Origin of the sequence: Pyramidobacter sp. CG50-2, from assembly GCF_003612005.1 — a bacterium.
Taxonomy (GTDB): Bacteria; Synergistota; Synergistia; order Synergistales; family Dethiosulfovibrionaceae; genus Pyramidobacter.
Map to the genome: position 1 here is coordinate 67435 of NZ_RAWT01000004.1, position 11480 is coordinate 78914.

Sequence of the window (11480 nt, forward strand, 5' to 3'; positions counted from 1 at the left end):
TTGTTACTTGTTGCCGCAGCTCTCTGGCGATACTAAATATCTGCCGAGTTCTGGCGTGTATATTCCATAGTGTAACAACAGATCGTTGGTGCCGTTGTCCTCACGGAAAACAGACAGTAAGGCGACAAACACATTCCATTGCAGCGCCCGCTTCCCCTTTTCAATCTCCAGAAGGGTCTGTCTGCTGATTCCAACCTTTTCGGCAAGCTCAGATTGCTTTAACCGCAGCATCGCTCTTAGCACCACAAGGTTATCTGACATCTTTTTGGTGAGTTCGTCTTTGTTGATCTCGCCAACCACGAATTTCTCCTCCCCGCTGAATGAGCGAACGGTTTTGCCGAACTGAATATCGACACGATATAAAGATAATCTACTTCAAGTCAATGCCGTGTCAATAGGATAGATAGATAATCTTAAAATCTATCTAATTTTGCATTGATTTCATCTATAACCATAACTCAATTTCCCGGATAAAAACAAGAAATCCACCCCTGCCCGGCCAGCGGCGCCGTGATGCGCGTCATCGACGCGCCGAAATTCTGCATGTCCTTGGTCAGGCCTTTGATGCGGGGAAGAAAACCTCTTCAATTCGCGTTCAGCCTTGGATATATCCGCTCCTATAATAATCTGCAACTTGGGAGTCGCCATAAAATCACCTTCTGACATAAGTCCGCAAGAAAGCCGCTTCCCGGCAGGAAAGCGGCTCAAAAACACCTTTAGTTGTTAAATTCCACTCCCAGCAGCCAGAACAAAGTTCTGAACAGCCAAGGGACGAAGTGCCACAGCCCCCAGAGGACTAGGACAGCGAAAACGTGAGAAGATATAAAATCCAGCCACCCGCTGTACAGGTGACGTCTCCATGCCTGAAACTCAAAGATTATAAGACCTATTACCGCCGTGGCAATAATCAAAACAATCGACAAAGGTCCCAGTATCAAAAACACTTCCAAAAACCATCACCCTCCTTTCAGGAGCAGCCCCTCTTTCGTTTTGCGGCCAACTCTTCAAGTAATAGTACAGCAACACTGACGCCGCAGCCCCAGCATCAGCAGTTCGAATACCGGACTCATAACCACGCTCGCGGCCACGGCCGTCCCCAGCATTGGCGTCACGCTCCTTTTTATATTTTTATTATACGCCGCGGGGAAGCGCATGTCTACTAAGTCATATGCTTTCTCTTGCTGCAGATCTTCCGGACGATCCGGCGGTACTGCCCAACTTTGCTTATGATGCAGCCATCTTCCCAGACGGCGGTCAGGTCGTCGAGATCCGGCGGCTTTTTCGATCACACCATGACGTGGATCCAATCGGCCAGGGAGCAAGCTCCGTCCACGCGGAGATGAGAGGTATCGGGAGAAAAATTACACCGCGGCGCCCGGCCGGTTCCGACGGAAAGCGGCGACGCCGCGACGATCCAACGCGCCGTATTTCGCCGCCGCGCGGACGGCGCTCGGGATCTGACGGAATTCCCGGAAGATGCTAAAATAAGCCGATAACTGTTTTAGAAAAAAGGAGACTGAAAACATGTCATTCATGCCGTTGAAAAAGATCGCCGTTCCGGTTCTGGCTTTGCTGGTTGCGGCCGCGGGAACGGCCGGCGCGGAAGTGCCGCGCGGGAAGGTGCTGGGCGAGCTGATGCAGGTCCTCGACCTGCCGCTGAAGACGGGCAAGACGTTCGGCGACGTGGACGAGACGACGCCTTACGGGCCGGCGCTGCTGTCGGCGCTTTCGCTGGGGATCCTCTACCCGGCCGACGATTTTTCGCCGGAGATCGCCTGCACGAACGCCGAAGCGCTGATGTTCGCGTTTCAGGCCATGGGATTCCGCCACGAGGCGGAAACGGCGGCCTGGGCGCTGCCGCCGGAGGACAAAAGTCTGCCGGCCTACATTTCCGGCTACGTGGCGCTGGCCAAGTCGGTCCAACCGGCGGCGCCGCGGAGCGTGTCTTCCAAACCGTGGGACAGCATCACCGAAACACAGCTGAGCGAAGTTCTGGAATGGGCCGGGCGCTGCCGCGCCAGTTTGGTCTGGGACCACGAGATCAAACGCCCCGAAGGCGCGCTGCGCATCCACCGCGAAAACGTGGGACGGCCGCCGCAGGGCTGGCGCGTGCAGCTAGGCATCTTCGACACGGAGGCGCAGGCCAGCGCTTTCGCGCGGAAAAAGACGAGCGAAGCGTGTCCGCTGAGCGTGCGGGAAGTCGATTTCAGCTACGGCGTTTTCACGCCGCTGGTGGCCGACCGCAGCCAGGCCCACGAATGGGCGACTCGCCTCGGCAACGGATTCGGCGCCGTGATCCTGCCGGAGTCCGGCGACAGCAGCGCCCTGTTCTGGACGTCTTTCACGCCGGCTGATCCGGCCGACGCCGTGATCGGCATGAACCGCGCCGTCAGTTCCCAAACGCTCGCCAAGCTGTCGGAGATCGCCGCCGCCCACAAGGCGCTCGCGGCTGTGAACGGAGGCTATTTCGGCGGCAACGGCCCCATCGGCACGCTGTTCGCCGGCGGCCTGCCGGTGACGCTGCCCTACTACAACCGCTCCATGGCGGCATGGGACAAACGGGGCAAGATGTACTTCGGCGGCGGCGAATTCCGCATGCGCCTGTCGGTCAACGGCGGGCCGTTTGCGCCCGTGCTGCTCAATTCCAAGGTTGATTACGGCTCGACGGCGATCCTCACGCCCGCGCTGGGCGCGTCCGAGACCCGCGCCGGCAACAACGGCCTCGTGGCCCGCGTGCACGACGAACTGGTGCAGGAGGCGGTGCCGGCGCTCCAATTCAGCCGCGACATGGGGCCCGACGAGTGGCTGATCGTCAGCCGCGATCCCAAGTTCACGCTGCAGAAAGGCGACCGCGTCGCGCTCGAAACGCAGTGGCGCGAGACTCCGCCCATCGACGTCGCCAGCGCCGTGCAGGCGGGGCCGCTGCTGTACGCGCCCGGGCACCAGTTCTGGGACGAAATGCTGAGCCTGAGCATCCTCACGCTGCGCCATCCGCGCACGCTGCTCGGCTGGGACGGCAAGCGCATGGTCTGGATCGTGGCGGACGGCCGCTCGTCGTGGCACAGCCGCGGCCTGTTCCTGAACGAGGCCGAACAGCTCGGCCGCCGACTGGGGCTGACCGCCCTGCTCAATCTCGACGGCGGCGGCTCTTCGGAAATGTGGTGGGACGGTCATGTCGTCAACGCCGTCAGCGACGGGCGCGAACGCCGTATGCCCTACGGTCTGATGGTGCTGAAAAAGTAGCGCCTCGGGAAACCGCGCGTGACGGAGATCCGCCCGCGTCTTTTCGGCGAAAACGTTTCGCGCCGGACACGAGGCGGTTTCTTTGCCGTCAATTGATTTTTTCGCGAAGTTATATTGAACTTGCTGTATGGAAAGAATTGCGGAAAATGTGTCGCCGTTTCCCTTTCGTTCGGCGGAAGCGGCGTAAATGGAACGGGGTGAAACTCCCCGCGCGGCCGGCACTGTAAGCGCGAGGTCACGCCGAAGCGCCGCCGCGGTGTGGGCGCCGTGACGAAAGTCCGTCACTGTGGCTTCGCCATGGGAAAACAGACGTGAACGCGGCAAGACCATCGTCTTTCAGAGCGCGAGTCAGGAGACGTGTACATTTTCGAAAGAAGCGTTTGCCGTGCCCAAAGCGAGCGCCGAGCGCGCGTGAAAACGGACGCGCCGGTCTGTGTCCCTGCGGACGCAGCCGGCGTGTTTTTTCGTTTTCACTCTCCGGCCAAAGCGCCAAGAGCGCGGTTTTCCGCGCAAGCATACTTTGGAGGCAGACATGAAAAAGAGTTTTCTTGCGGCGTTGGCTCTGGCAGCCGTGCTCTGCGGCACGGCCATGGCGAAGGACGAGATCGTGATCTCTACGGGCGTCAACATGGTGGCGGGCAAATTCGATCCCATTCTCGGGCACGGCGTATGGGGGCCCGATATTTTTCACTGCCACCTGCTGAAGTCGGGAAAGGACAACGTGCTCGAAAAAGATCTGGCGATACGCGAGAAAATCAGCGGCGACGGTCTCAGCTACACGTATGAGATCCGCCGCGACGCAAAGTTCGCCGACGGCACGCCGCTGACCGCCCAAGACATCGTCTTCACCTACGAGAAGACCAAGGCCAGCGCTTCGGCCGCCGACCTGACGGTCATGGAGAGCGTGAAGGCCCCCGACGATTTCACGGTAGAATTCACGTTGAGCGAGCCTTCGTCGCTGTTCCCTTACGCTCTGAGCTTTGTGGGCATCGTGCCGGCGCACGCTTATCACGAAGCGTACGGCGACCGGCCGGTGTGTTCGGGAGCCTGGCGCGTCGTCGATTTCCAGAAAGATCAGCAGTTGATTCTCGAACCGAACCCCTATTATTACGGCACAAAATCGCCGTTCCGGCGCGTCACGATTCTCAAGATCGACGAAGACGCGGCGTTGGCCGCCGCTCAATCGGGGCAGCTGGATCTCGTCCTCGTCAATTCCGAGTACGCGCACTCGGCGGTGGAAGGGATGGAGCTGCTGAGCCTCGACGTCCTGGGGACGTTGGCGGTGAACCTGCCGGTCATTCCGGAGGGAACGGCCCCCGACGGAAGCAAGACGGGCAACAACGTGACGTGCGACCCCGCGATCCGCAAGGCGCTGGATATCGGCATCAACCGCCGGCAGCTGGTGGAACGCGCTCTGAACGGCATGGGCACGCCGGCCTGCTCGATTGGCAGCGACACGCTTCCTTGGGCGGCTCATATCGATTTTGAGGACAATCGCGTCGAAGAAGCCAAAAAGCTCCTCGAAGACGCCGGCTGGAAAGATACCGACGGAGACGGCATCCGCGAGAAAAACGGCGTCAAGGCCGAGTTCACCGTCACCGGCCGCAGCAACGATCTGGATCGCTACAATACGGTGGTGGCGCTGGCTGATAACGCCAAAGCTCTCGGCATCCGCATCATCGCCAGATCGGCGCCCTGGGCGGAATGCCGAAAAGCCCGCGCGGTCCCTACGTGTTGGAGCGTCGGCGCTCCCAGCCCCATGGACTTCAGACTGTATTACCATTCCTCCAACATCAACAAGGCCGTCATCAACAATCCGTCGTCCTACAGCAATCCCGACGTCGACGCGCTCATCGACCAGGCGATGCGCGCCACGGACCAGAACACGGCCAGCGCGTTCTGGAGCAAGGCCGAGGCCCGTGCCGCCGCGGACGTGCCGTTTCTGTACATCAGCCGTCCCCGGAACAATTATCTCGTCCGCAAGGGGCTACGCCTCCCCCCGCTGAATAAGATCCCCGTACGCAATCAGGGACTTTCGGTCGTCGAGAACATGAACAAGTGGTCCTGGGACGACTGAGGCTTTTCATGAAGTTCTGCCGAAAGGCGGAATTCAGCCATGCTTTCGTTTTTTCGACACAGGACAAAGGAAGGAGCTCCCGTTCCCGTGAATAAAAGCCTTCTGAAATATCTGAGCGGCTCGCTGACGCGAATGCTGCTCTTGCTTGCATCCGCTTCGATGCTCAGTTTCTTTCTGGTCACCGCCTCGCCGATGAACGCCGTCGACGCCTTTCTGGGCGAGATCAACGTCTCCGACGAACAGCGGGCCCACATCGAAGAACAATGGGATTTGGACAAGCCGCCGCTCCAGCGCTATGTGATCTGGGCAAAACGCGCGCTTCACGGCGATTTGGGCAGGTCGGTGTCGCTGCATCAGCCGGTTGCGTCGGTGCTGCGCGAGCGTTTCAAGGCCTCGCTGCTGCTGATGGGCACGGCATGGACGCTCTCCGGCGCGCTGGGGCTCGTTCTTGGCGTCGCCGCCGGCACGTATCGCGACAGCTGGCTCGATAAGATCGTCAGGACGTTCAGCCTCGTGCTGGCGTCGACGCCGACGTTCTGGATCGGTCTGCTGGTGCTGGTGGTCTTCGCCGTCGAGCTGCGCTGGTTCCCGCTGGGACTCTCCATTCCGATCGGGCGCCTCGCCTCGGAGGTCACCTGGGGCGAACGGCTCCATCACCTCGTCCTGCCGGCGCTGACATTGTCCATCACAGGCGTGGCCAACATCGCGCTGCACACGCGGCAGAAGCTGATCGACGTGCTCGAGAGCGAGTACGTCGTCTTCGCCCGCGCCCGCGGCGAGACGCTCGGCCAGATCATCCGCCGCCACGGCCTGCGCAACATCGCCCTGCCGGCGGTGACGCTGCAGTGCGCTTCGGTGAGCGAACTGTTCGGCGGCTCGGTGCTGGCGGAGAAAGTTTTCTCCTATCCAGGGCTTGGCGCCACCGCCGTCGAGGCGGGGCTTCACGCCGACGCGCCGCTGCTGATGGGAATCGCGTTGTTCAGCGTCCTTTTCGTGTTCGCCGGCAACCTCGCGGCCAACCTCATTTACGGCTTCGTCGACCCGCAGATCCGCGAGGGAGGGCGCTCCAGTGTCTGAGCTTGCCTGCGCAAAACCGGCGAGGGCCTGGCTGAATCGCCGCCGCAAAACGCTGCTGATGATCGGCACGGGAACGCTGATCCTGTCGGGCGTATTCGTCTGGGGGCTGCTGCTGCCGCCGGAAAGTTTCGAGGCAAACTATTCGGCCCGCCGCCTGGCGCCGTCGCTGGCGCATCTGTTCGGCACGGACAATCTCGGGCGAGACATGTTCTACCGCACGGTCGCGGGGCTGTCGCTGAGCATCCGTATCGGCCTGCTGTCGGCGGCGATCAGTTCGGTGATCGCACTGGTCCTCGGCAGTCTGTCGGCGATCTTCGGCGGCACGGTGGACGCCGTGGTCAACTATCTCGTCGATCTGTGCATGGGCGTGCCGCACCTGATCCTGCTCATTCTGATTTCCATCGCCATGGGCGGCGGCGCGGCCGGCGTCATCACGGGCGTGGCGGTGACGCACTGGCCCAACCTGACGCGACTGATTCGCGCCGAGGTCATGCAGATCCGTTCGGCCCAGTACGTGCAGGTGGCCCGCAGGCTGGGCAAAGGGCCGCTGCACATCGCCGTACGGCACATCGTCCCGCACGTCTTCCCGCAGTACGTGGTGGGTCTGATCCTGCTGTTTCCGCACGCGATCCTGCACGAAGCGGGCATCACCTTCCTCGGCTACGGTCTGCCGCTGGACACGCCGGCCATGGGCGTGATCCTCTCGGAATCGATGAAGTATCTGGCGGCGGGGATGTGGTGGCCGGCGTTCTTCCCCGGAGTCGCGCTGCTGCTGGTGACGCAGCTTTTCGACGGCGTCGGCGACTATCTGCGGGTACTGATCGACCCGCACAGCGCCCGCGAATAGGAGGCCCTCATGAACGAAGACAAGCACATCCTGCTTGACGTGCGCCACCTGTCGGTCGGTTTCGAGAGCTACGACGCGCGGCTGGAGAAAGTGACGTTCCAGGCCATCGCCGATCTGAGCGTGACGCTGAGCGCGGGCGAGATTCTCGCCGTGGTCGGTTCCAGCGGTTCCGGCAAAAGCCTGCTGGCGCACGCGGTGATGGGCATTCTGCCCGGCAACGCGCGCACCGGCGGCGAGATGTTCTACCGCGGCGAAGCGATGACGGCGGAAACGAAAGCGCGGCTGCGCGGGCGCGAGATCGCCTTCATCCCCCAGTCGGTGGCGTTTCTCGACCCGCTGATGCGCGTCGGTCCCCAAGTCTGCGGCGTCCCGGGCAGGGGACGGTGTGCGAAGATGCGCGAAGCGTTCGCCCATTTCGGTCTGAAGCCGGGCGTGGAAAAACTCTATCCATTCCAGCTTTCGGGCGGCATGGCGCGGCGCGTGCTGCTCTCCACGGCCTACGTGGCCGACGCCGAACTGATCATCGCCGACGAGCCGACGCCGGGGCTCGATTTGGAGATCGCGCTGGAGGCGCTCAAAGACTTCCGCGTCATGGCCGATCACGGCAAGGCGATGCTGCTGATCACGCACGACATCGACCTGGCGCTGCACGTCGCCGACGCGATCTCGATCTTTTACGACGGACGCGTCGTGGAGACGGCGGCCGTCAGCTCTTTCAGCGGCGACGGAGAAGGGCTGAAGCACCCGTACAGCCGCGCGCTGTTCCGGGCGCTGCCGCAGAACGGCTTTCGCCTCGACCGCTGCGCGGCGTGCGGTTCCAGCGGCGCGACCTGGGACGTGGACGAACGGGGAATGAGGTGCGGCTGCCATGCTTGAGGTGAAAAAAATTTCTTTCCGCTACGGCAGCGGTCCGTGGATTTTGAAGGACGTCAGCCTCTCCGTGGCGGAAGGCGAGCGCGTCGCCATTCTCGGCCCCAGCGGCTACGGCAAGAGCACGCTGGCCAAGGTGATGGCCGGCTACGAGCGTCCCGCCAGCGGCGCAGTGCTGTGGAACGGCGCGCCGCTGCCGGCGAGAGGCTACTGCCCCGTGCAGCTCGTCTATCAGCATCCTGAAAAAGCGCTCAACCCGCGCTGGAAGATGGAAAGATCTCTGTACGAAGCGGGGCCGTTGGACGGCGAGGTGCTGAACGAAATGGGCATCCGTTCCATCTGGTACGACCGCTGGCCCGTCGAGCTGTCCGGCGGCGAACTGCAGCGCTTCTGCGTCGCCCGCGTGATGCGCCCCGAGACGCGCCTGCTGATCGCCGACGAGATGACCACCATGCTCGACGCGCTCAATCAGGCGCACATCTGGAACTTCGTGCTGAACTACGCCGAGCGCCATCGCATGGGACTCGTCGCCATCACGCACAATCCTTCGCTGGCCGAGCGCGTGGCCACGCGGATTATCCGCATCCCCGAACTGAACCGCGTGGAAGTGGACCGCCGCGACCTGTAACAGACCGGGCACTGACGGCAAACGGCCGCGCGACGATGGATTTTTTCATCGTCGCGCGGCCGTTTATATTGTTCCACGTGGAACATTTTCGCCTGAATCCTCTCGGCGTCAGGATCGAAGAGTTTCTCGCCCAGGGCAGTTCGACGAGAGCGCACCGCTTTTTCCGCGCCGACGTTTTTGTTTTTCCCGGCATGCTATAATTCATCAAGATCTCGAACGGTAAAATCAAACGTTCCCAAAAAGAACTTGGGGGAAGAATCATGAACTACGATGCGATCATCGTCGGCGCGGGGCCGGCGGGGATTTTCGCGGCGCAGGAACTGGCCGGCGCCGGCAAAAGAGTGCTGATCGTCGACAAGGGGCGGCTGATCAGGGAACGAATCTGCCCGATCATGGCGGGGCAAGCCGACCGCTGCGTCAACTGCCCGTCCTGCGCGGTGGTGTCCGGCTGGGGCGGCGCGGGGTCGGCTTCCGACGGCAAGCTGACGATCACGACCGGCTACGGCGGCAACCTCGAAGAGTACGTCGGCACGGCGGAGCTGGAGCGCCTGATGAAAGCCGTGGACGACCGTTTCGTCGCCGACGGCGCCGATCCCCATCTTTACGAGCCGAGCGGGCAGAACGTGCACGACACGATCCGCCGGGCCGCCTCGAAAGGCATCAAGGTGCTGCCGGCCAGGATCCGCCACATCGGCACCGACGCCTCGCGCGAGGTGCTCGACGCCATGTACCGCTCCCTGCGCGACAAATGCGACATCCTCATGAACACCTTCGTACAGGACATCCTTGTCGAAAACGGTGCCGCCGTCGGCGTGGTCACGAGCGACGGCACAGAACACCGAGCCGCCGACGTCATCGTCGCGCCGGGACGCGACGGCGCTTCGTGGCTGGAGGGGATCGTCAGACGACTGAAGCTGCCGATCGCCTCGATGCCGGTGGACATCGGCGTGCGCGTCGAAGTGCCCGACAGCGCCTGCGAAGAGCTGACCCGCGACTTTTACGAAGTCAAATGTCTCTACAACACGCCCACGTTCGACGACCGCGTGCGCACTTTCTGCATGAACCCGTCGGGCTTCGTGGTCTCCGAGTTCAACCGCACGCACGGCCTCGTCACCGTCAACGGGCACAGCCTCAAGAACACCAAGTCGCACAACACCAACTTCGCCGTGCTCGTCACCAAGAACTTCACGCGCCCGTTCACCGACCCGATCGGCTACGCCACGCACATCGCCCGCCTCGCCAACATGCTGGCCGGCGGCGGATTGCTGGTGCAGCGCCTCGGCGACCTGCGCGACGGCCGCCGCTCCACGCCCGACCGCATCGCCCGCGGCATGATCGAGCAGACCGGTCCCGCCGTCCCCGGCGACCTCAGCCTCGTGCTGCCCCACCGCCACATGACCGACATCGTCGAGTTCCTCGACGCGCTGAACGTGATCATGCCCGGCGTCAACCAGAACGACACGCTGCTCTACGGCGTGGAGATCAAGCTCTATTCGCTGCGTCTCGAGCTGGGAAACAACCTCGCCGTGCCCAACGTCAAACATCTGTACATGGCCGGCGACGGGGCCGGCGTCAGCCGCGGCATCATCCAGGCGGCGGCCAGCGGACTTGTGGCCGGAAGGGCCGTTCTCGGCGCCTGAACTCTTAAAAATCTTCTTTGGAATGCAGGGAGGCTGATTCTTCATGGAAGAAAAACGCGTTACGCCCGGCGCGCCCCGCGTCATGTCCATTCGGGCCGCGAAAGCCGGGGGCGCTCTGAATGCTTGACGAAAACACGGCCGTACTTTTTCAGGGCGATTCGGTCCTGCTCTTTCAGGGGCGCCTGCCCGGCGCCGCCGAGGCGGGGCGGTTGCCGTTGAGCGACTCGGGGCCCTTCGGCAGTCTCGGTCCCGCTGGCTGCGTCTGGGGACGCGTCGAAGCGGACGCAAAACTCCCCGAGGGCTGGAGCGCCGTCAGCCGCCGCTCCTTCGGCGAGCAGTTCGGCAGGGAAGACTTTCAGGCCATGAGCGCCGCCTGGGGCCTGGCCGACTGGCATCGTCAGGCCCGCTACTGCGGCTGCTGCGGCGCGAAGATGGAGCCCGCGCCCGGCGAGCAGCACGCCATGAAGTGCCCCAGCTGCGGGCACACGCTCTTTCCCGTCATCTGCCCGGCCATGATCGTGGCCGTCGAGCGCGACGGCAAGCTGCTGCTGGCCATGAACCGGCGGAACAGATTCAACCGTTTCAGCGTGCTGGCGGGATTTCTCGAAGTCGGCGAGTCGATCGAAGACGCCGTCGTCCGCGAGGTGCGCGAGGAAGTGAACGTCGAAGTGGACCGGGACAGCATCCAGTATCTGTACAGCCAGTACTGGCCGTTTCCCCGCTCGCTGATGCTGGCCTGCCGCGCCCGCTGGAAGAGCGGCGAGCTCCGCCCCGACGGCGTGGAGATCGGCGAGGCCCGCTGGTTCGCCCCCGAGGAGATCCCCGACAATATCCCCGGCACGCTCACCGTGGCCGGCTGGCTGATCCGCGACTTTCTCGCGCGCCACCCGCGCCGCGGAAACGCCGCCGAAAGCCGCTGACACCGGTTCCCGGCTGCCTAAAATCTATTCGATAAAACGAGGGCTGACCGATCTTTTCGGCCAGTCCTCGTTTTTTTTGCTCGCCGCCGTTCAATGACCTAATACTATTTCTCAATTAAAGCACCTAACAATCCATTGTCTTGCGGTAATACTCCTTATGGTCTGAGCGGTGAGATTT

The 11480-nt window shown here is 62.4% G+C and carries 11 protein-coding genes and 1 riboswitch; of the genes, 9 read left to right on the forward strand and 2 right to left on the reverse strand.

Annotated elements, in window-relative coordinates; translation table 11 throughout:
• Nucleotides 1-3 precede the first annotated feature (3 nt).
• Together D7D26_RS01615 and D7D26_RS12225 are read right to left on the reverse strand one after the other, a co-directional pair.
• Nucleotides 4-300 carry a helix-turn-helix transcriptional regulator gene (locus tag D7D26_RS01615; RefSeq protein ID WP_120371761.1) on the reverse strand — a complete coding sequence of 99 codons (297 nt, stop codon included), beginning with the start codon at nucleotides 298-300 and terminating at the stop codon, nucleotides 4-6.
• 1061 nt (nucleotides 301-1361) lie between these two features.
• On the reverse strand, nucleotides 1362-1535 hold the full coding sequence (locus D7D26_RS12225) for a hypothetical protein (RefSeq protein ID WP_158606226.1): 174 nt from the start codon (nucleotides 1533-1535) through the stop codon (nucleotides 1362-1364).
• On the opposite strand from D7D26_RS12225, the gene D7D26_RS01625 reads away from it, so the two are divergent.
• The 9 genes from D7D26_RS01625 (at nucleotide 1534) to nudC (ending at nucleotide 11302) form a co-directional block, all read left to right on the forward strand.
• Nucleotides 1534-3243, forward strand: coding sequence for a phosphodiester glycosidase family protein (locus D7D26_RS01625; protein WP_158606227.1), 1710 nt, complete (start codon nucleotides 1534-1536; stop codon nucleotides 3241-3243). The genes D7D26_RS12225 and D7D26_RS01625 overlap by 2 nt on opposite strands.
• Before the next feature lie 131 nt (nucleotides 3244-3374).
• Nucleotides 3375-3622: riboswitch (cobalamin riboswitch) on the forward strand.
• 153 nt (nucleotides 3623-3775) lie between these two features.
• Nucleotides 3776-5320: an ABC transporter substrate-binding protein gene (locus D7D26_RS01630; protein WP_120371767.1), complete on the forward strand. Its 1545-nt coding sequence runs from the start codon at nucleotides 3776-3778 to the stop codon at nucleotides 5318-5320.
• A gap of 87 nt (nucleotides 5321-5407) precedes the next feature.
• Nucleotides 5408-6397, forward strand: coding sequence for an ABC transporter permease (locus D7D26_RS01635; protein ID WP_199674641.1), 990 nt, complete (start codon nucleotides 5408-5410; stop codon nucleotides 6395-6397).
• Nucleotides 6390-7244 carry an ABC transporter permease gene (locus tag D7D26_RS01640; protein ID WP_199674642.1) on the forward strand — a complete coding sequence of 285 codons (855 nt, stop codon included), beginning with the start codon at nucleotides 6390-6392 and terminating at the stop codon, nucleotides 7242-7244. The genes D7D26_RS01635 and D7D26_RS01640 overlap by 8 nt, the downstream gene beginning before the upstream one ends.
• A gap of 9 nt (nucleotides 7245-7253) precedes the next feature.
• Complete coding sequence (locus D7D26_RS01645; RefSeq protein WP_120371764.1) at nucleotides 7254-8120, forward strand: ATP-binding cassette domain-containing protein; 867 nt, start codon at nucleotides 7254-7256, stop codon at nucleotides 8118-8120.
• The gene (locus D7D26_RS01650; RefSeq protein WP_078016415.1) at nucleotides 8113-8742 is read left to right on the forward strand and encodes an ABC transporter ATP-binding protein; all 630 of its coding nucleotides are present in this window, start codon (nucleotides 8113-8115) and stop codon (nucleotides 8740-8742) included. Before D7D26_RS01645 ends, D7D26_RS01650 begins: the two co-directional genes overlap by 8 nt.
• A gap of 35 nt (nucleotides 8743-8777) precedes the next feature.
• The gene (locus D7D26_RS12230; protein ID WP_158606228.1) at nucleotides 8778-8942 is read left to right on the forward strand and encodes a hypothetical protein; all 165 of its coding nucleotides are present in this window, start codon (nucleotides 8778-8780) and stop codon (nucleotides 8940-8942) included.
• A 60-nt stretch (nucleotides 8943-9002) separates the two neighbouring features.
• The gene (locus tag D7D26_RS01655) at nucleotides 9003-10382 is read left to right on the forward strand and encodes an NAD(P)/FAD-dependent oxidoreductase (RefSeq protein ID WP_078016416.1); all 1380 of its coding nucleotides are present in this window, start codon (nucleotides 9003-9005) and stop codon (nucleotides 10380-10382) included.
• A 119-nt stretch (nucleotides 10383-10501) separates the two neighbouring features.
• Nucleotides 10502-11302, forward strand: a complete 801-nt coding sequence (nudC, locus tag D7D26_RS01660; protein ID WP_120371765.1) for an NAD(+) diphosphatase — start codon at nucleotides 10502-10504, stop codon at nucleotides 11300-11302.
• The last annotated feature ends 178 nt before the right edge of the window (nucleotides 11303-11480 follow it).

Excerpts from the sequence above, each read along its gene's own strand:
- D7D26_RS01655 (WP_078016416.1), top strand. The coding sequence starts at position 9,003 with ATGAACTACGATGCGATCATCGTCGGCGCGGGGCCGGCGGGGATTTTC.
- D7D26_RS01650 (WP_078016415.1), top strand. The coding sequence starts at position 8,113 with ATGCTTGAGGTGAAAAAAATTTCTTTCCGCTACGGCAGCGGTCCGTGG.
- D7D26_RS12225 (WP_158606226.1), bottom strand. The coding sequence starts at position 1,535 with ATGAATGACATGTTTTCAGTCTCCTTTTTTCTAAAACAGTTATCGGCT.
- D7D26_RS01625 (WP_158606227.1), top strand. The coding sequence starts at position 1,534 with ATGCCGTTGAAAAAGATCGCCGTTCCGGTTCTGGCTTTGCTGGTTGCG.
- nudC (WP_120371765.1), top strand. The coding sequence starts at position 10,502 with ATGCTTGACGAAAACACGGCCGTACTTTTTCAGGGCGATTCGGTCCTG.
- D7D26_RS01645 (WP_120371764.1), top strand. The coding sequence starts at position 7,254 with ATGAACGAAGACAAGCACATCCTGCTTGACGTGCGCCACCTGTCGGTC.
- D7D26_RS12230 (WP_158606228.1), top strand. The coding sequence starts at position 8,778 with ATGGATTTTTTCATCGTCGCGCGGCCGTTTATATTGTTCCACGTGGAA.
- D7D26_RS01630 (WP_120371767.1), top strand. The coding sequence starts at position 3,776 with ATGAAAAAGAGTTTTCTTGCGGCGTTGGCTCTGGCAGCCGTGCTCTGC.